The following is a 17,703-nucleotide window of genomic DNA, read 5'->3' as shown; positions in this document are numbered from 1 at the left end:
GATCGTATCGGCCACGGGAGGTCGCAATGGGAATCTCGCAAACGCTATCCAATGCCTTGTCGGGCCTCACTGCGGCCTCTCGCATGTCCGAGGTCGTTGCCTCCAATACCGCCAACGCGCTCACCGACGGCTACGCCCGGCGCGAGATTTCACTCGGCGCGCAGGTCGTCGGCCAGCAAGGTGCCGGCGTTCGCGTGCTCAGCGTCGACCGCATCGTCAACGAAACCCTCCGCAGCGATCTCCGCCTCTCCGATGCTGCGGCCCAAAACGCTTCGCTGCGCGGCGACTTTTTTTCAACCTTCGAAGCGCGCATCGGCACGCCGGAGGATGCGAACTCCCTATCCTCCAAATTCGCAGAGTTCGAAGCCTCGCTCGTCGAAGCTGGCAGCCGCCCCGAAAGCGAAGCCCGCCTGTCCACAGTGCTGAGCGCCGCCCGCGAGGTTGCCGGGCACCTGAATACGCTCTCCGCACAATTGCAGGACAGCCGGATGGACGCAGACCGGAAAATCGCGACGCAGGTCGACGCATTGAACAGCGCGCTCGCGCAGGTCGATGAACTCAACGCAACGATCCTGGCCGGAAAGGCTGCAGGCCATGATACGAATGCGCTCAAGGACCAACGTCAAACGCTGGTCGACCGGATTTCCAGCATCGTCCCCACCCGCCAAGTCCCGCGCGAAAACGATCAAATTTCACTCTTCACCACAGGCGGTGCCGTCCTTCTCGAAGGCAACCCAGTGGAGATCGGGTTCACGGCGCGCGGAATCATTACACCAGACATGACCCACGACGGAGGAGTTCTCTCAGGCCTGAAGCTCAACGGAAACGCCGTCTCAAGTGACGATGACGGGTTCTTCGGCGGCGGCACGCTAGGCGCCCTTTTCGCCATCCGTGATACGCTCGCTCCAAACTTGCAGGTTCAGATCGACGCACTCTCCCGCAACCTGATCGAGAGGGTCAGCGACCCGGCGGTCGACCCAACACTCAGCGGCGGCGCAGCCGGTCTCTTTACAGATGGCGGGGGCCCGCTCGACCCGCTCAACGAAACAGGCCTCGCCGGTCGGATCGTCATCAACCCGCTCGCGGACCCTGCACAAGGAGGCTCGCTCTCGCTGCTGCGTGACGGGTTCGGCGCATCTACCCCTGGCCCCGTGAGCAACGCAGAAAATCTTTTCTCACTCGCCTCAGCGTTAACAACCGCGTCCGCACCCGCGTCCGGAAATTTTGGCCCGTCGCTTCATTCAAGCGCAGCGCTTTTCGCAAACTTCTTGTCCCAAGTTACGAGCGATCGCCAAAGCAACGAGGCGACTCAAATCTATGCAACGACCCGCTACGACACATTGAAAGAGCAGGCCCTCGCTGAGGGCGTCGATACTGATCATGAAATGCAGAAACTTCTGCAAATTGAAGAACTCTACAGCGCCAATGCACGCGTCATTCAAACCGTCGATGCACTGATCAAACATCTTCTGGAGATCTAAGATGAACTATCTCTCTGTTGGAGACATGGCGCTGAATTTCCAGATGCGACGCCACAATGCAGTGCTGGATACAAAATTGGCGACCCTTACCCAAGAAGTGACGTCTGGTATCAAATCCGATCTCGGCGCCGCCCTATCCGGCGACTTCGGCGCGCTCTCCGCAATCGATCGGAGCCTGAGATTGTTCGACGCATTCGACCTCGCCACTACCGAGGCGAGCCAATATGCAGACGCGATGCAACGCAGCCTCGCGTGGATCGGCAACCTCGACGACGGCATCAGTACGGCCCTCATGTCTGCCGCAACCACCTCCAGCAAGATCATGATCGACGCGACCGTCGCGTCGACAGCCGAAAAGTTCGACGCGCTGATCGCAACGCTCAACACGAACTCTGTCGGACGCTATATTTTTGCGGGCGATCAAGGAGATACGACCCCGCTGCCCGATGCCGAAACGATTATCACGTCCCTGTCTGCGGAGATTTCAGGGGCGACGAATGCGACGGATGTACTCGCGACCCTCGATACGTGGTTCGCCGACCCAAGCGGTTTCAGCGCAACCTCCTATCAAGGTGGCGAAGCAAGGGGCAAATTCTACGTCGCAGAGGGCGAAACCGCCGCGATCAATGTCACCGCAAATGACCCACGCGTCAAAGATGCGATCAAGGGCTACGCCATAGGCACGCTTTTGGACCGAGGTTTGTTTGACGGTGACCTGGTCGAGCGAAGCGCGCTTGCGAAGGAAGCGGGTGAGAGGATTCACTCGGGATCTCTCGCAACTGTCGAACTCGCCGCGGAAGTCGGTTCGTTCGAAGGCAAAGTCGCCTCGGCAGCCACGCGAAACGATACTGAACGCGCCAGCCTTGAAATTGCACGGACGAAACTCATCGGCGCCGACCCGTACGCCTCGGCAACCGCGCTCGAAGCGGTACGCTCCCAGATCGAGACGCTCTATCTTCTGACAAGTCGGCTCTCCAACCTCTCGATGACGGATTACATGTGATGTGGCGCTGGTTGCTAGTTGCCCTCGTTTTCCTTCCGCCGATCGCTCTTTGCGCCCCGATCCGCATTAAGGATCTGGTCGAATTCGACGGAGTGCGCGGGAACGATCTCGTCGGCTATGGTCTGGTGGTTGGATTGAACGGCACGGGCGACGGGTTACGTAACGCTCCCTTTACCGAAGAGATCATGTCGAACATGCTCGAACGGCTCGGCGTTAACGTTACCGGGGAACAATTTCGACCGAAGAACGTCGCCGCCGTGATGATCACGGCGAGCCTGCCACCCTTCGCGCGCGCCGGAAGCCAAATCGACATCACCGTCTCCGCGATTGGTGACGCCAAGAGCCTTCTTGGCGGCACCCTCGTGATGACCCCTTTGAAAGCGGCAGATGGCGAAATCTATGCGGTCGCGCAAGGAGCGATCATTGCCGGCGGCGCTGTGGCACAAGGTAACGCCGCTTCGGTGACTCAAGGCGTACCAACCTCAGGAAACATTCCATCCGGCGCGCGCGTCGAGCGCGAAATCGCCTTCGAGATTAACGACCTCAATACGGTGCGCCTCGCGCTGCGCACGCCCGACTTCACCACTGCAAGCCGAATTGAAACCGCCATTAACCGCGAATACGGTCGGCGCGTCGCGGAAATGCTCGACGGCGGTACAGTTGCTTTGAACATTCGTGAGACCCGCGCGCGCTCGGTCGCGCATGCGATCGGCCGGGTAGAGAATCTCAGTGTCGAACCAGAACAGCGCGCCCGGGTCGTGGTCGACCAGCGTTCGGGTACGATCGTCATGGGGGAAGACGTGCGGATTTCACGCGTTGCCGTCAGTCAGGGAAATCTGACCCTCAAAGTGGAGGAAAGTCCCCTTGTGGTGCAACCTAACCCGTTTTCGCAAGGAGATACGGTCGTCGTCCCCAGATCGCAGGCGACTCTCACAGAAGAGCCAGGCATTCGCATGGCCGAAGTCCCACAGGGCAGCTCGCTATCGGAATTGGTCGCGGGGCTCAACGCGCTCGGCGTTAGCCCGCGCGATATGATCGACATCCTCAAGAGCATCAATGCCGCGGGCGCATTGCATGCCGAATTTGTCGTGAATTGACCTGAAGCCTCGAGAACGACTGCCCTGAAACAAGCGAAGCGGAACCTTGCGGTTCCGCCTCTGCGCCTGAACTTTCAGGAAGTGGTGCCGGTGATAGGACTCGAACCTACGACCCCATCATTACGAATGACGTGCTCTACCAGCTGAGCTACACCGGCACTGTGGCGGGCGATTACCATGCTCTTTCGGGGATGTGTAGCCCCAAAATGATCAAGCTGTCGCAGTTCCGCTTTGCGTCTCCTTCGATGCGCTTGCAGCCTCGCCTTCGTCCTTCGGTGGATCGACGATTTCCGCGTCCTGAATGGGGGCGTCTTCGGCTTCATCCTCTTTCTTGGGCGAGGGTTCGGCACTCGGCTTGCCCACAATCAAGGGCAGCATCTCAGCGCCATGCGGCAGCGGCGACTGCGCCTGTTGCGGCTCGCGCCAGCTGAGCGTGTCGAAGCCACCGCAATTGTCGCAGATCGGCGTCCATTCGGACTGAATGTTTTGACATTTGTCGCAGCACCATTGCGGACCGCGGGGCGCAGTCAGGGCTCGGGCCAACCACCCGCGCACGACGACATCCTCCGCCCCTTCGCCACGCTCGACCGCCGCCATGATCGTCAGCGACCGGGCCGTCGGATGGGTTTCGACGAGATCGCCCAGCGCCCGGCGCGCCGCCGGGAAGTCTTCGGCCGCGATGTTCAGTTCCGCTTTCAGAAGGCGGGTTTCCTCATGATCGGGACGGCTCGAAAGCAGCTTCGAGAATCGCTTCAGCCGTGCTTCCGGCGTCTCATCCGGGGTAATCTCCGCGAAAGCGGTCGCAAGATCCGGATGCGGCCGCACTTCCCAAGCCTTGCGCAGGATGCGTTCCGCCGCGCCTTTCTTGCCCTTGTCGATATAGGCGCGCGCCGCCATCACGACGGCAGGCACCAGATCGGGCGACGCTTTGGCAGCCGAAATCGCGGCTTCGCGCGCCTCGACGCTCGCGCCTTCCTGCCAGACGCCCTTGGCCTCTTGCAGCGCGAGGACCGCATCGCGGCGCTTATGGACGTCGCGCGGCAATTCGCCCTGCCGCATCTTCGCCTGCAAAATCTCCCGCGCGCCTTTCCAGTCGCCCGTTTCGGTCTGCAGACCCAGAAGGGTATCCTGAACTTCGCGGTGACGCGGCTTGATCGCGTAGGCTTTCTGCGCGAGCTTCAGCGCCGTTTCGGTATCGCCCTCTTCGAGCTTCTGGCGCAGCAGCCCGCGAATCCCCACGAACCGCGTGCGGTCATCGGCGAGGAGCCGTTTGTATACTTCGGTCGCTTTCTTCGAGTCGCCCGAGGCTTCCGCCGCCTGCGCGGTGAGAAGGTTGGTCAGCTCCGGACGTTGCAGATAGCGCTCGGCCTTCGCCGCTTTCGACATGGCGAGCTTGCCCTCGCCGGACGCCGCCGCGAGCAGCCCTTCGGACAGAGCCTGATAGCCTTTGCGTTCGCGATGCCGGTCGAAATAGCGGGTTATCGCGGTTTCGTCGCCGGCGAGGAAGCGCAGGAAGGCGACCACCAGACCGACGACCCGGATCACGATCCAGATCGCGATAAAGAGGATGATCGCCGCGATCACCGCCTGCAGCGGGCCCAAGGTGAATTCCATGCCGAGCGTCGTGATCCGCAGACCGCCCGTCATCTCGGCGAGATGCGCGAGGCCCAGGGTCGCCGCGGCGACGACAATCAGAAACAGCGCGATTTTGATGAATGACCAGATCATGTCTGTCTCCTTATTGCGTCGCGCCAAGCTGGTTGGCCGCGTCGAGCGCAGCCACCCGTGCTTTCGCCTGGTTCACCCAGTCGGACATCGCCTCCTGCGCGGGGTCGGGCAGTTTCGCGATCTCGTCGAGCGCCTCGGACAAGGCCCCCCGGTCGACATCGGCCTGCGCCCGCGACAGGACCGCATCTGCACTATCGCCCTCTTTCGGCGCGACCGAGCGCGCCCCGGTCTGGGCCAGAAGGAAAGCGCCAACGCGATCGCCGATCGAGCTGCCCGTCTCGGTACGGCGCGCCGCCTGAAGCGCGGCCCGCGCGGCATCCGGGAAGCTCGATTGCAGCGACTGAAGGCTCGGAATGTCGCCACTGAGCGCCGCCGGGATTTCGACACCCGCGTCACGCAGATCGGCCAGCGGTGCATCGAGCGAGGTGCCCGCATCCAGCGCCGCTTTCACGCGCGCCGCCGCAGCCTGCGTCATCGCCGCCTTGGCGGCCGCTTCGCTTTGCGACTTCAGGCTCTGCGCCTGCGCTTCGGCTTCTTTGATCCGGGCTTCGGCGGCTTTCGCGGCCGCTTCGATCTCGGCTTGCGCCGCGCTGCCGCCAGTGTCGGTTTGCAGTGACGCGACCTGAGATTTCAGATCCTCCAGCGCGGATTTGTTCGCCCGGATATCCGCGTTAACCTGATCGAGCGCGCCTTGAACGCCCGACAGATCCGGCGCGGGCGGCTGCGACGATTTCAGGGTCGCAATCTCTTCGGAGAGTTGGCCGATTTGCTTCGATTGGTCATCGAGCTTGGCTTGAATGGCCGCCTCGTCCACCGGGGCCGGTGCGGTCGGCAGCCATCCGGAAAGTTGCGGCGGCAGATTGGGGATCGCCCAGATCGCGACGCCCGCCCCGATCACAGCCGCAATCACACCGCCCAGGAAAGCGGACCCGAACCCGCCGCGCTTCTCGATCACCGGCTGGGGCGAGGTGCTCGCCTTTGCCGTATCGCTTTTCGGCGGGGTCTTGTCGGTGGTCGTGGTGCTGCTGGTCGTCGCCGCGCTCGCAGGCTTCGCGGCATGCGCTTTATCTTCCGAGGCGCCGCTAGCGGCCGTTTTCTTCGGCTCAGCCTCCGGTTTGGCACTGGTCGTGGCCGGGGTCGAGGTCGTCTCAGCCTTCGCAGTCGCAGAACCGGACTTCGTCTCCACCGCCGATTTCGCAGGCGTCTCCGCTTTGGTTGCCGGCGTGGAGGTCGGCTTGGAGGTTCCGCTCGTGCTCTTGGACGTATCCGCCTTGGTCGCAGGCGTAGACGTAGAGGACGATTTCGCAGGCGTGCTCGATTTCGATGCCGTAGCGGGCTTGCTGGTCGCAGCCGCGCTCGACTTATCCGTCGCCTCGGGAGTCGTGGCGGCCTTGCTATCCTTCGGGGTTTGCGAAGAGGTTGCGTCAGATTTGGTCTCGGACTCGGTCGTCGATTTCGCGTCTTCCGGCTTGCTCGTATCGGAAGATTTCCCGGTTGTCCGTTTCGCCATCGTCTAAGCCCTCCACTGCCGCACCAAATTGCGCGTTCACATCAACTTAGAAGTCAGTCCGCGACTGCTCAACCCGCCTTTTGCCTTTGCAGCAAGACGGCAAGCGCATCGAGCATCCCTTGCGCATCGGGATGCGGGGCAACTTCCAGATGGCACAAGCTAGCGCTTTTGAGGCGAGACGCCACTGCCTCGCTCATGGCTGCGACAAAGAGCGGCGGCTTAGGCGCGTCGGGCATAGATTTTAGGAAGCGATCCACCGCGTTTGGCGAGAAAATCGGCACCAATACAGGGCGCGATGCGCGCAGTGCCGCCTGCGCCTCACCGCTCAACGGGCGGGAGACCTGGCGGTAAATGATCGCAGATTCAGTCTCTATTCCGGCGGAATTCAGCCGATTTTCGAGATCGAAGGCGACCTGCTCTCCCCGAAGGAAGAGCAGTTTTCCGCCGAGCTCACGCTGCGCGATCATTTCGCTCAACGCCTCCGCATCGCCCGGCCCGGCGATCGCATCGAACCCGGCCTCGCGTGCCGCCTGCGCCGTACGCTGCCCCACGCAATAGGCCCGGCGGCCCTGTCCCTGAGCCAGTCGCCGGAACGCGGCCACGGCATTTTGCGAGGTGAAGATTGCGGTCTGAAACTCGGGTATCGGCGTGTCTAAAGGCTCGATCTCCGTGAGCGGAGAGACGATGACAGGCCAATCATGCCCAAACCTGTTGCGGAATGCCTCTTCGAATCCCCCTGCCGCGACGGCGGGTCGCGTGACGAGGAGAATCGGTCTCTCAGGCTGGCTGTCCATCCACCGCCCCGGGATTGTGCGAACGCTTCCCCGGTGTTACCTGCGTTGGATAACCCACGCAACAGGCGCCCCGATGACCGATACGCTGACCTTTCTCGGGCTGGAATCGAGCTGCGACGATACGGCAGCGGCGATCGTGCGCCTGACGGATGGCCAGCCGGAGATCCTCTCGAGCGTCGTCGCCGGGCAGACCGATCTGCATGCGGCCTTCGGCGGCGTGGTCCCCGAAATCGCCGCGCGCGCTCATGCCGAGAAGCTCGATCTCTGCGTCGAAGAGGCGCTGGAAGAGGCCGGGCTTGGGCTCGACGCGCTGGATGGCATCGCGGTGACGGCGGGTCCGGGGCTGATCGGCGGGGTGATGTCGGGCGTGATGTGCGCCAAGGGTCTCGCCGCCGGGGCGGGTCTGCCGCTGGTTGGCGTGAACCACTTGGCGGGCCATGCGCTGACCCCGCGCCTGACCGATGGGCTCGCTTTTCCCTATCTAATGCTGCTGGTCTCCGGCGGGCATTGTCAGTTCCTGATCGCGAAAGGGCCGGAAGAGTTCTCGCGGCTCGGCGGCACGATCGACGACGCGCCGGGCGAGGCCTTCGACAAGGCGGCGAAGCTGATGGCTCTGCCCCAACCCGGCGGACCCTCCGTCGAGGCCGAGGCGCGCAAGGGCAATCCCAAGGCATTCGCCTTTCCGCGGCCGCTTCTGGATCGGCCGGGCTGCGATATGTCCTTTTCTGGGCTGAAGACCGCGCTGCTGCGCGCCCGCGATCAGGTGGTGGCGGAGCATGGCGGCCTGCCGCGCCAGATCCGTGCCGATCTTTGCGCGGGTTTCCAGCAGGCGATTGCCGATGTGCTTGTCGAGAAATCACGGCGCGCCTTGGCGGAATACCTCAAACTCGCCCCCGCCAACCCCGGCTTCGCGGTCGCAGGCGGTGTCGCGGCAAATCAGGCCATTCGAGCTGGATTAGAGACTGTTTCACGTGAAATGGGCGCCGAATTCGTAGCCCCGCCCTTGAAGCTTTGCACCGATAACGCCGCGATGATCGCATGGGCCGGGATCGAGCGGTTCCGCAGCGGCGCGCAAGACGGGATGGACCTGACCGCCCGCCCCCGCTGGCCACTGGATCGTAGCGCCGCACCGCTTCTTGGGTCGGGAAAGAAGGGGGCCAAGGCATGAGTATTTCGGTCCTGGGCGCGGGCGCTTTCGGCACGGCGATGGCGGTGACGCTGTCGCAAAACGGGCCGGTGACCCTTTGGGCGCGCGATACCGAGCATGTGCAGGCCATGCGCGAGAGCGGTGAAAACGCGCGCCGCCTTCCGGGTGTCAAACTACCCGAAAACGTCACTGTTTCAGCGGAAATCGCGGATGCGCTGCAAGCCGAGACGCTGCTTCTCGCTATGCCGATGCAAAAGATGGCCGGGTTTCTCGACACCCATTCCGACACGCTTGCGGGCAAGACCCTCGTCTCCTGCTCCAAGGGGATCGACCTGTCCACCGGCCAGGGGCCGACGGCCCTGATCCGCGCGAAAGTGCCGGGCGCGCGGGCTGCCGTGCTGACCGGGCCGAGCTTTGCCGGAGATATCGCGCGCGGCCTTCCCACCGCGCTAACGCTTGCCTGCACCGATCATTCCGAGGAGCTGCAGGCCGAGCTGTCGACGCCGACGCTGCGGCTGTATCGCACGACCGACACGACCGGGGCGGAACTCGGCGGCGCGCTGAAGAATGTCTACGCAATCGCTGCGGGCACCGTGATTGGCGCGGGGCTTGGCGATTCCGCGCGCGCCGCGCTGATGACCCGCGGTTTCGCCGAAATGTTGCGGATTGCAACGGAGCTGGGAGCCCGGCCCGAGACGCTGTCGGGCCTGTCGGGCTTCGGCGATCTGGTTCTCACCTGCACCTCGACGCAATCGCGCAATTTCCGGTTCGGCTGCGCGATCGGCTCGGGCGAAGTCTTCGATCCTTCGATTACCGTCGAGGGGGCCGCGACCGCGCAGGCCCTGAACAAGCTGGCCCATGCGCGCGGTCTGGAAATTCCGGTGGCCGCGATGGTTATGGCGCTTACCGAACAGTCAATCAGCGTGGATGAGGCGATGCAGGCTCTGCTCGCCCGCCCCTTGAAGGAGGAATGAGATGTATTTTGCCGTGATCTGCCGCGACAAACCCGGCGCTCTGCAAACCCGGATGGACAACCGCGAGAAGCACCTCGCCTATATCGAAGAGACTGGCGTGGTCTTCATGGCGGGCCCGTTTATCGAGAATGACCAGATGGTCGGCTCGCTCGTGATCTTGGAGGTCGACAGCCTCGAGGCGGCACAGGACTGGGCGGCGAACGATCCCTATGCCAAGGCGGGGCTGTTCGAGGATGTGCAGGTCAAGGCGTGGAAAAAGGTGATCGGCTGATGCGGTACTGGCTGTTCAAATCGGAACCCAACAAGTTTTCCTGGGACGATCTGGTCGCCAAGGGCGACGCGGGCGAGGAATGGGACGGCATTCGCAACTATCTCGCGCGAAACAACATGCGCGAGATGAAGATCGGCGATCGCGGCCTGTTCTACCATTCGAATATCGGCAAGGAGGTCGTCGGGATCTGCGAAGTCGTGGCCGAGAGCCATCCGGATTCCACGACCGACGATCCGCGCTGGGATTGCGTGGACCTCAAGGCGGTGCGGCCCTTCACCAAGCCGGTCACACTGGCCGATGTGAAAGGCGAGCCGCGTCTGTCGGAGATGTCGCTTGTGACCTCGATGCGGCTGTCGGTTCAGCCTGTCACCGAAGAGGAATGGAAGATCGTCTGCGAGATGGGCGAGACCGATCCGACCTGAACCGGATAAAACAGGAGGGTTCCGGCACCCCAGCCAGAACCCTCCTTCACCCACGTGCACCCCTACGCACCACACGTGAAACTAAATCTCGGGTCTGGCCATCCTGGCCTCTGCATTATGCGTATATGCAAAGATGCGGTCGCGCAAATGGCTTCTACGGACAATATTATTAAAATTCAGAGCGTTAACCGAAAACTTACGCCGAAAACGCGTGATTGCCATAGGGCGCTGCCGCGCTAATCTAGGGGCATGCAGCCGGTCATTCTCGTCGCCCATGGATCCCCGTCAGAGCCTGAAATTCAGGAGAAAGCTCTGTTTTCCTTGGCCAATAAGGTCTCGGAGGAGATGCCGGGCCGCAAGATAGACGCCGCGACCCTTGCGAAACCGGGGTCGTTGGAGGCTGCCTTGGCGCGGCACGAAGATCCGTTGATCTATCCCTATTTCATGGCGCAGGGCTGGTTCACCAAGACCGAACTTCCGCGGCGGCTGGAGGCGGCGGGCTCGCACGCGCGCCAGTTGGAGCCGTTTGGCGTCGACCCTGCGCTGCCCGATCTGCTGACCAGAGTGATCTTCGAGGCGCGCGCCTCGGAGGACATCCCAGCCGACTCGCCCCTGATTCTCGTGGCGCACGGGTCGAAAATATCGCGAAAATCGCGCAATTCGGTTTACGACATGGCCGAGACCTTGGGCCGCAATCCCGCGATGCCGGAGATTCATGTGGCCCTGATCGAAGAGCCCCCGTTCCTCGAAGACGTGGCCCGCGCGCACCCGGATGGCGTGTGTCTGCCCTTCTTCGCGCTGCGGGCAGGACATGTGACAGGCGATATTCCTGAGGCCTTGCAAGCAGCTAGCTATCGAGGGCGCCTTTTGCCCGAGATTGGGGCCCATCGTGAGGTTCCCGTCCTGATTGCACAGGCGATTTCGCGGGCCTGATCACGAACCTTCACGGACTCGTAGATTGTCACATAGCTGTTACATAATGTTTGCATAAGCGTCATCGAAGACCCCTAGGACCGCGCTGAGGCCACTCGACGGCCCAAATTTGAGAACACTGGGAGTGATCTATGAAATCGTTCAATCTCGCCGCTTCCGCGATCGCGATCGTCGCCGCTTCGGGCACCGCCGCTTTCGCGCGTGACAACATCCAGGACGCCGGTTCCTCGACCGTGCTGCCCTACGCCTCCATCGTCGCCGAAGCTTTCGGTGAAAACTTCGATTACCCGACCCCGGTCGTGGAATCGGGCGGCTCCTCGGCTGGCCTGAAGCGCTTCTGCGAAGGCGTTGGCGAAAACACGATCGACGTCGCGAACGCTTCGCGCAAGATCAAGGACAAAGAAGTCGCGACCTGCGCCGACAACGGCGTCACCGACATCATGGAAGTCCGCATCGGCTATGACGGCATCGTCTTCGCGTCGCAAAAAGACGGCCCGGCCTTCAACGCTTTCACCCCCTCAGACATCTTCAACGCGCTCGGCGCGAAGGTCCTGAAGGACGGCGAAATCGTCGACAACGGCTACGCCAAGTGGAACGAGTTCAACTCCGACCTGCCGGATGCCGACATCATCGCCTTCATCCCGGGCACCAAGCACGGCACCCGTGAAGTCTTCGAAGAGAAGGTTCTGGAAGCTGGCTGTGAAGCGACCGGCGCGAAAGAAGCCTTCATCGCTTCGGGCATGGACGAAAAAGCAGCCGGCAAGGCCTGCATGGAAGTCCGCACCGACGGCAAGGCTGTCGACATCGACGGCGACTACACCGAAACCCTCGCCCGCATCGGCTCGAACCCGAACGGCATCGGCGTCTTCGGTCTGGCGTTCTACGAGAACAACACTGACAAGCTGAAAGTCGCGACCATGTCGGGTGTTGAGCCCTCGACCGAGACCATCGCTTCGGGCGAGTACCCGGTGTCGCGTCCGCTCTACTTCTACGTCAAGAAAGCGCATATCGGCGTGATCCCCGGCCTGAAGGAATACGCTGAGTTCTTCGTCTCCGACGAGATCGCTGGCCCCGACGGCCCGCTCGCTCAGTACGGCCTCGTTGCTGACCCGGAACTGGCCAAGACCCAGGATGCCGTGGCGAACGAAGTGACCATGGGTTCGGGCTCGTAATCGAGACCGCTATCTTCAGGGGGCGGCTTATTTCGCTGCCCCCTTTTTCCTTTTTGGTTATTTTCAACTGGTGGGGCTGAAATGCCTGTTTTGTGGATCGTTGTGATCGTGGTCGTGCTGGCAGTCGTCGGCTTCGTGATGGGCCGAATGCGTGCGCTGCATTCGGCAGGCGAAGACCGACGGTCTCTGCACAGCCTGCCGAATTACTACGGCTTCAACGTCGCGATGTTCACCGCTGTGCCGGCGCTCCTGCTGCTGCTGGTCTGGATGGTGGCGCAGCCGCTGATCGTGAATGCCCGCGTCTCCGCCGAGATTCCCGATGCGCTGCTGGACGGCTCGAACATGAGCCTCGTGATGTCGGATGTCCGGCGCGTCGCGGATGGTCTCGAAACCGCAATTGCCCAAGGCGCACTGAGCGCACGGCAAGCCGCGAATATCGATCTGCAAACCACGGACCTGCGCGAAATTCTCGGCTCGGTCGGGGTCGCGCTCGGCTCCAGTGTCGATCCGGCGACGCTGAACGCGGCGCAAACCTATCGTGACATGACCTCGGTGGGCGATCTGGCGATGACGGTACTGGTTCTGCTGGCAGCCATCGCGGGCTTTGCCTTCGCCTACCTGCGCACGAACAAGGATTTCCGCGCGCGCAACACGGTCGAAAAGGGCGTGCGCGTTCTGCTGATCGCCGCGGCCTCCATCGCGATCCTGACGACGATCGGCATCGTTTTGTCGCTGGTTTTCAACACGATCGAGTTCTTCCGCCTCTATCCGATCACCGACTTCTTCTTCGGCACGACCTGGTCGCCGAGCTTCGGCGGCGGATCGGAGCTGGGCATCCTGCCGCTTCTCTGGGGCACGCTCTACATCTCGCTGGTGGCGCTTCTGGTCGCGGTGCCGATCGGGCTGTTCGCCGCCGTCTACCTGTCGGAATACGCGACAAAATCGGTGCGCGGCGTCGTGAAACCGCTGCTCGAAGTGCTCGCCGGTATCCCGACCATCGTTTACGGCCTTTTCGCCCTGCTGACCGTCGGCCCCTTCCTGCTGTCGATCTTCGGCGCGAATGGCCCGACCGCTGCGATGGCCGATGGCGGCTGGATGCATGCGGGCACGGCGGTGATGACCGCGGGTCTGGTGATGGGCATCATGCTGATCCCCTTCGTCTCCTCGCTGTCCGACGACATCATCAACGCGGTGCCGCAAAGCTTGCGCGACGGCTCCTACGGCCTCGGCGCGACGAAATCCGAAACGATCAAGCAGGTGATCCTGCCCGCAGCTCTGCCCGGCATCGTCGGCGCCGTGCTTCTGGCGACCTCGCGCGCCATTGGCGAGACGATGATTGTGGTGCTGGGCGCAGGCGCCGCCGCGCGGCTCAGCATGAACCCGTTCGACGCGATGACCACCGTCACCGCCAAGATCGTCTCGCAGCTGACCGGTGATGCCGATTTCGCCTCGCCTGAGGCGCTGGTCGCCTTCGCGCTCGGCATGACGCTGTTCGTCCTGACGCTCGGGCTCAACATCTTCGCGCTCTACATCGTGCGCAAATACCGGGAGCAATACGAATGAGTGATGCGACCCAACACGGCGCAGGCCAACCCGCGACGCGTTCGCTGCATCATGTCGATGCCCGCACGAAACGCCGCAACGCCTCCGAGAAACGCTTCAAGGCGCTCGGCATTGGGGCGATCGGGATCGGCCTCGCTTTCCTCGTGATCCTGCTGGTGACGATCGTCTCCAACGGCGCGACCGCGTTTCAGCAGACCTTTGTCGAGGTGCCGGTCTATCTGGACGCCGCGAAGCTCGACAAGAAGGGCAACCGCGATCCGGAGGATCTGAAGAAGGCGACGACCTTCACCTACAAGCCGCTGATCGAGAAAGGCTTGCTCGACGCGGTGGAGAAATCCGGCGCGACGACCGATCTCGCCAAGGCGAAGGACATGAAGAACCTGATCTCGGCCTCGGCTGCGAGCCAGGTGCGCGACGCGGTCCTCGCCGACCCGTCGATCATCGGCACGACGGTGGATTTCAAGATTCTCGCCTCGTCGCGGGTGGACAGCTACCTCAAGGGCCGGGTGCATCGCGACGAGATCGCCAAGGACAAGAACATCACCGTGGCGCAGCTTGACCTTGTCGATCAGCTGCGCGACGCGGGCATCATCCACAAAGGTTTCAATTGGGCCTTCATCTTCGGCGCCGACGCGTCCGACAGCCGCGCCGAACAGGCCGGGATCGGGATCTCGATGCTGGGTTCGTTCTACATGATGCTGGTGGTGCTGGTGCTGGCCCTGCCGATCGGGGTCGCTGCCTCGATCTATCTGGAAGAATTCGCGCCGAAGAACCGCATCACCGACCTGATCGAAGTGAACATCTCGAACCTCGCCGCGGTGCCGTCGATCGTCTTCGGTATCCTCGGCCTCGCGGTCTTCATCCAGTTCGCGCATCTGCCGCAATCGGCCCCGCTGGTCGGTGGGCTCGTGCTGACGCTGATGACCCTGCCGACGATCATCATCTCGACCCGCGCCGCGCTGAAAGCCGTGCCGCCCTCGATCCGCGACGCCGCCCTCGGTGTTGGCGCATCGAAAATGCAATCGGTCTTCCACCACGTTCTGCCGCTGGCGATGCCCGGCATCCTGACCGGGACGATCATTGGTCTGGCGCAGGCTCTGGGCGAGACCGCACCGCTCCTGCTGATCGGGATGGTGGGCTATATCGCGACCAACTCGCCGGACGGGTTCCTCGACGGCTTCGTCTCGCCCAACTCGGCCATGCCCGCGCAGATCTACGAATGGGCCAAGCGCGCCGACCCGGCATTTTACGAACGCGCCTGGGGAGGTATCATCATTCTGCTGATCTTCCTTCTGGGCATGAACATCATCGCCATCATCCTGCGCCGCAAATTCGAGCGTCGCTGGTAAGGGAGCGCGAGACAAATGGAAGACATGAGCCTGACGGAGAGAGCCGTGACCACTGACGACATCAAGATCACCGCACGCAACGTGCAGGTCCATTACGGCGACACCCACGCGATCAAGGACGTCGATGTCGACATTCTCGACAAGACCGTCACCGCGTTCATCGGCCCGTCGGGCTGCGGGAAGTCGACCTTCCTGCGCTGCCTGAACCGGATGAACGACACGATCGATATCTGCCGCGTCGAGGGCGATATCAAACTCGACGGCGAAGACATCTACGACAAGCGCGTCGACCCGGTGCAGCTGCGCGCCAAGGTCGGCATGGTGTTCCAGAAACCGAACCCGTTCCCGAAGTCGATCTACGACAACGTGGCCTACGGCCCGAAAATCCACGGCCTCACGAAGAACAAGGCCGAGCTGGATCAGGTGGTCGAGGACTCGCTGCGCAAGGCCGCGCTGTGGAACGAGGTGAAAGATCGCCTGCACGCACCCGGCACCGGGCTTTCGGGCGGTCAGCAACAGCGCCTGTGCATCGCGCGCGCCGTGGCGACCTCGCCGGAAGTGCTGCTGATGGACGAGCCCTGCTCGGCGCTCGACCCGATCGCGACCGCGCAGGTCGAGGAACTGATCGACGAGCTTCGCGCGAATTTCTCGGTGGTGATCGTGACGCACTCGATGCAGCAGGCCGCGCGCGTCAGTCAGAAGACCGCGTTCTTCCACCTCGGGAACCTCGTCGAATACGACGACACGGACAAGATTTTCACCAACCCGTCCGACAGCCGGACGGAAAGCTACATTACCGGCCGTATCGGCTGAGGAGGCAAATAATCATGAGCGAGCACATTCTTTCCGCCTTCGACCGCGATCTCGAAGCGGTGCAGGCATTGGTCGTCAAAATGGGCGGCCTCGTCGAGGAGCAGATCCTTGAAAGCGCCCGCGCGCTCGAAGTGCGCGATCTCGAACTGGCCGAGGAAATCCGCGGCCGCGACCGCGCCGTCGACGAGCTGGAAGAGAAGATCAACGAAGAGGCCGCGCGCCTGATCGCCCTGCGCGCCCCCGCCGCGCGCGACCTGCGCATGGCGCTCTCGGTCATCAAGATCTCGGCGAGCCTCGAGCGGGTCGGCGATTACGCGAAGAACATCGCCAAGCGCACGCAGGTCCTGTCCGACGGGCCGCAGATCAGCGGCACCGCAACCGCGATCCGCCGCATGGCGGGCACGACGGAAGCGATGCTGAAAGACGCGCTCGACGCCTATATCCAGCGCGACCCGAAATTGGCCGCCGATGTGCGCGAGCGCGATCTTGAAGTTGACCAGATGTATAACGCGCTGTTCCGCGAATTCCTGACCTACATGATGGAAGACCCGCGCAACATCACGCCCTGCATGCACCTGCATTTCATCGCCAAGAATATCGAACGGATGGGCGACCATGCGACGACGATCGCCGAGCAGGTGATCTACCTCGTGACCGGCGAAATGCCGGAAGACGCGCGCCCGAAAAGCTCGAGCGTAATGTGACGGAGACCTGAGAAATGTCGCCAGCCCAACAACCCTGTGTCCTTGTGGTTGAAGACGAAAACGCCCAGCGCGAAGTTCTCAGCTACAACCTCGAAGCCGAAGGGTTTCGCGTCGTGATGGCGGAGAACGGAGACGAGGGCCTCTTGTTCCTGAAGGAAGAGAAGCCCGATCTGATCGTGCTGGATTGGATGCTGCCCAATGTCTCCGGCATCGAGATTTGTCGCCGCGTGAAGGCGAATTCTGAGACCCGCAACATTCCTGTCATCATGCTCTCGGCACGCTCCGAAGAGGTGGACCGGGTGCGGGGCCTCGAGACCGGCGCGGACGACTACGTCGTGAAACCGTACTCAGTCGTCGAGCTGATGGCGCGCGTGCGCACCCAGCTGCGCCGCACGCGGCCCGCGACGATGGGCGAGCGGCTGAGCTTCGAGGACATCATCCTCGATGCCGAGGAACACCGCGTTTTCCGCAACGGCCAACCGCTGAAACTCGGCCCGACCGAGTTCCGGCTGCTCTCGACGATGATGGAAAAACCGGGCCGCGTCTGGACCCGCGATCAACTGCTCGACCGGGTCTGGGGGCGCGACATCTATGTCGACACCCGCACCATCGACGTCCATGTCGGGCGGCTGCGCAAGGCGCTGATGGCCAATGGCGGGGATGATCCGGTGCGCACGGTGCGCGGCACGGGCTACGCGCTGGGATAAAGCGAAACAGGCGCGCGGATCACCGCGCGCCTTTT

Annotated in this window: 18 protein-coding genes and 1 tRNA gene; 15 read left to right on the top strand and 4 right to left on the bottom strand. The window is 62.6% G+C overall.

Annotated features, from left to right (window positions below; translation table 11 throughout):
* The first annotated feature begins 26 nt into the window (after positions 1 to 26).
* The 3 genes from flgK to BMI87_RS16385 are packed head-to-tail and all read left to right on the top strand — an operon-like array spanning position 27 to position 3,581.
* On the top strand, positions 27 to 1,481 hold the full coding sequence (gene flgK / locus BMI87_RS16395; protein ID WP_078522694.1) for a flagellar hook-associated protein FlgK: 1,455 nt from the start codon (positions 27 to 29) through the stop codon (positions 1,479 to 1,481).
* A gap of 1 nt (position 1,482) precedes the next feature.
* Positions 1,483 to 2,484, top strand: a complete 1,002-nt coding sequence (locus BMI87_RS16390; RefSeq protein ID WP_078522693.1) for a flagellin — start codon at positions 1,483 to 1,485, stop codon at positions 2,482 to 2,484.
* Complete coding sequence (locus BMI87_RS16385; RefSeq protein ID WP_078522692.1) at positions 2,484 to 3,581, top strand: flagellar basal body P-ring protein FlgI; 1,098 nt, start codon at positions 2,484 to 2,486, stop codon at positions 3,579 to 3,581. Before BMI87_RS16390 ends, BMI87_RS16385 begins: the two co-directional genes overlap by 1 nt.
* An 82-nt stretch (positions 3,582 to 3,663) precedes the next feature.
* Here BMI87_RS16385 and BMI87_RS16380 read toward each other — a convergent pair.
* The 3 genes from BMI87_RS16380 to BMI87_RS16370 all read right to left on the bottom strand — a co-directional run bounded on the left by BMI87_RS16380 (position 3,664) and on the right by BMI87_RS16370 (position 6,207).
* A tRNA-Thr gene (locus BMI87_RS16380) sits at positions 3,664 to 3,739 on the bottom strand.
* A gap of 52 nt (positions 3,740 to 3,791) precedes the next feature.
* Positions 3,792 to 5,309 carry a heme biosynthesis protein HemY gene (locus BMI87_RS16375; protein WP_078522691.1) on the bottom strand — a complete coding sequence of 506 codons (1,518 nt, stop codon included), beginning with the start codon at positions 5,307 to 5,309 and terminating at the stop codon, positions 3,792 to 3,794.
* 10 nt (positions 5,310 to 5,319) lie between these two features.
* The gene (locus BMI87_RS16370; RefSeq protein WP_146681644.1) at positions 5,320 to 6,207 is read right to left on the bottom strand and encodes a COG4223 family protein; all 888 of its coding nucleotides are present in this window, start codon (positions 6,205 to 6,207) and stop codon (positions 5,320 to 5,322) included.
* On the opposite strand from BMI87_RS16370, the gene BMI87_RS22210 reads away from it, so the two are divergent.
* Positions 6,170 to 6,826: a hypothetical protein gene (locus tag BMI87_RS22210; protein ID WP_146681643.1), complete on the top strand. Its 657-nt coding sequence runs from the start codon at positions 6,170 to 6,172 to the stop codon at positions 6,824 to 6,826. The two genes, BMI87_RS16370 and BMI87_RS22210, sit on opposite strands and share 38 nt — an antisense overlap.
* A 61-nt stretch (positions 6,827 to 6,887) precedes the next feature.
* On the opposite strand, the gene BMI87_RS16360 is transcribed toward BMI87_RS22210, so the two are convergent.
* On the bottom strand, positions 6,888 to 7,613 hold the full coding sequence (locus tag BMI87_RS16360) for a uroporphyrinogen-III synthase (RefSeq protein WP_078522688.1): 726 nt from the start codon (positions 7,611 to 7,613) through the stop codon (positions 6,888 to 6,890).
* Between the two features lie 73 nt (positions 7,614 to 7,686).
* Between BMI87_RS16360 and tsaD the strand changes: the two genes are divergently transcribed.
* The 11 genes from tsaD (at position 7,687) to phoB (ending at position 17,668) form a co-directional block, all read left to right on the top strand.
* Positions 7,687 to 8,781: a tRNA (adenosine(37)-N6)-threonylcarbamoyltransferase complex transferase subunit TsaD gene (gene tsaD, locus BMI87_RS16355; RefSeq protein WP_078522687.1), complete on the top strand. Its 1,095-nt coding sequence runs from the start codon at positions 7,687 to 7,689 to the stop codon at positions 8,779 to 8,781.
* Positions 8,778 to 9,734, top strand: a complete 957-nt coding sequence (locus BMI87_RS16350; RefSeq protein WP_078522686.1) for an NAD(P)H-dependent glycerol-3-phosphate dehydrogenase — start codon at positions 8,778 to 8,780, stop codon at positions 9,732 to 9,734. The genes tsaD and BMI87_RS16350 overlap by 4 nt, the downstream gene beginning before the upstream one ends.
* Position 9,735: 1 nt before the next feature.
* Positions 9,736 to 10,005, top strand: a complete 270-nt coding sequence (locus BMI87_RS16345) for a YciI family protein (RefSeq protein WP_078522685.1) — start codon at positions 9,736 to 9,738, stop codon at positions 10,003 to 10,005.
* Positions 10,005 to 10,427, top strand: a complete 423-nt coding sequence (locus BMI87_RS16340; protein WP_078522684.1) for an EVE domain-containing protein — start codon at positions 10,005 to 10,007, stop codon at positions 10,425 to 10,427. The genes BMI87_RS16345 and BMI87_RS16340 overlap by 1 nt, the downstream gene beginning before the upstream one ends.
* 321 nt (positions 10,428 to 10,748) lie before the next feature.
* Entirely contained in the window at positions 10,749 to 11,360 is a 612-nt protein-coding gene (locus BMI87_RS16335) for a CbiX/SirB N-terminal domain-containing protein (protein ID WP_168175227.1), read from the top strand.
* 131 nt (positions 11,361 to 11,491) lie between these two features.
* Positions 11,492 to 12,532 carry a PstS family phosphate ABC transporter substrate-binding protein gene (locus tag BMI87_RS16330; RefSeq protein ID WP_078522682.1) on the top strand — a complete coding sequence of 347 codons (1,041 nt, stop codon included), beginning with the start codon at positions 11,492 to 11,494 and terminating at the stop codon, positions 12,530 to 12,532.
* Between the two features lie 81 nt (positions 12,533 to 12,613).
* Entirely contained in the window at positions 12,614 to 14,095 is a 1,482-nt protein-coding gene (gene pstC, locus BMI87_RS16325; protein ID WP_078522681.1) for a phosphate ABC transporter permease subunit PstC, read from the top strand.
* Entirely contained in the window at positions 14,092 to 15,444 is a 1,353-nt protein-coding gene (pstA, locus tag BMI87_RS16320) for a phosphate ABC transporter permease PstA (RefSeq protein WP_078522680.1), read from the top strand. The genes pstC and pstA overlap by 4 nt, the downstream gene beginning before the upstream one ends.
* Positions 15,445 to 15,459: 15 nt before the next feature.
* Positions 15,460 to 16,257, top strand: coding sequence for a phosphate ABC transporter ATP-binding protein PstB (gene pstB, locus BMI87_RS16315; protein WP_078522679.1), 798 nt, complete (start codon positions 15,460 to 15,462; stop codon positions 16,255 to 16,257).
* A 14-nt stretch (positions 16,258 to 16,271) separates the two neighbouring features.
* Positions 16,272 to 16,961, top strand: a complete 690-nt coding sequence (gene phoU / locus BMI87_RS16310; RefSeq protein WP_210402485.1) for a phosphate signaling complex protein PhoU — start codon at positions 16,272 to 16,274, stop codon at positions 16,959 to 16,961.
* Positions 16,962 to 16,975: 14 nt separating this feature from the next.
* Positions 16,976 to 17,668, top strand: a complete 693-nt coding sequence (gene phoB / locus BMI87_RS16305) for a phosphate regulon transcriptional regulator PhoB (RefSeq protein WP_078522678.1) — start codon at positions 16,976 to 16,978, stop codon at positions 17,666 to 17,668.
* Positions 17,669 to 17,703 lie beyond the last annotated feature (35 nt).

Origin of the sequence: Thioclava sp. F28-4 (assembly GCF_002020045.1) — a bacterium.
Lineage (GTDB): Bacteria > Pseudomonadota > Alphaproteobacteria > Rhodobacterales > Rhodobacteraceae > Thioclava > Thioclava sediminum.
This window is presented reverse-complemented; position numbering and strand designations above follow the sequence as displayed.

What these genes read in the sequence shown, in the direction of transcription:
- flgK (WP_078522694.1), top strand. Translation starts at nt 27, where the DNA reads ATGGGAATCTCGCAAACGCTATCCAATGCCTTGTCGGGCCTCACTGCG.
- BMI87_RS16390 (WP_078522693.1), top strand. Translation starts at nt 1,483, where the DNA reads ATGAACTATCTCTCTGTTGGAGACATGGCGCTGAATTTCCAGATGCGA.
- BMI87_RS16385 (WP_078522692.1), top strand. Translation starts at nt 2,484, where the DNA reads ATGTGGCGCTGGTTGCTAGTTGCCCTCGTTTTCCTTCCGCCGATCGCT.
- BMI87_RS16375 (WP_078522691.1), bottom strand. Translation starts at nt 5,309, where the DNA reads ATGATCTGGTCATTCATCAAAATCGCGCTGTTTCTGATTGTCGTCGCC.
- BMI87_RS16360 (WP_078522688.1), bottom strand. Translation starts at nt 7,613, where the DNA reads ATGGACAGCCAGCCTGAGAGACCGATTCTCCTCGTCACGCGACCCGCC.
- tsaD (WP_078522687.1), top strand. Translation starts at nt 7,687, where the DNA reads ATGACCGATACGCTGACCTTTCTCGGGCTGGAATCGAGCTGCGACGAT.
- BMI87_RS16350 (WP_078522686.1), top strand. Translation starts at nt 8,778, where the DNA reads ATGAGTATTTCGGTCCTGGGCGCGGGCGCTTTCGGCACGGCGATGGCG.
- BMI87_RS16345 (WP_078522685.1), top strand. Translation starts at nt 9,736, where the DNA reads ATGTATTTTGCCGTGATCTGCCGCGACAAACCCGGCGCTCTGCAAACC.
- BMI87_RS16340 (WP_078522684.1), top strand. Translation starts at nt 10,005, where the DNA reads ATGCGGTACTGGCTGTTCAAATCGGAACCCAACAAGTTTTCCTGGGAC.
- BMI87_RS16330 (WP_078522682.1), top strand. Translation starts at nt 11,492, where the DNA reads ATGAAATCGTTCAATCTCGCCGCTTCCGCGATCGCGATCGTCGCCGCT.
- pstC (WP_078522681.1), top strand. Translation starts at nt 12,614, where the DNA reads ATGCCTGTTTTGTGGATCGTTGTGATCGTGGTCGTGCTGGCAGTCGTC.
- pstA (WP_078522680.1), top strand. Translation starts at nt 14,092, where the DNA reads ATGAGTGATGCGACCCAACACGGCGCAGGCCAACCCGCGACGCGTTCG.
- pstB (WP_078522679.1), top strand. Translation starts at nt 15,460, where the DNA reads ATGGAAGACATGAGCCTGACGGAGAGAGCCGTGACCACTGACGACATC.
- phoU (WP_210402485.1), top strand. Translation starts at nt 16,272, where the DNA reads ATGAGCGAGCACATTCTTTCCGCCTTCGACCGCGATCTCGAAGCGGTG.
- phoB (WP_078522678.1), top strand. Translation starts at nt 16,976, where the DNA reads ATGTCGCCAGCCCAACAACCCTGTGTCCTTGTGGTTGAAGACGAAAAC.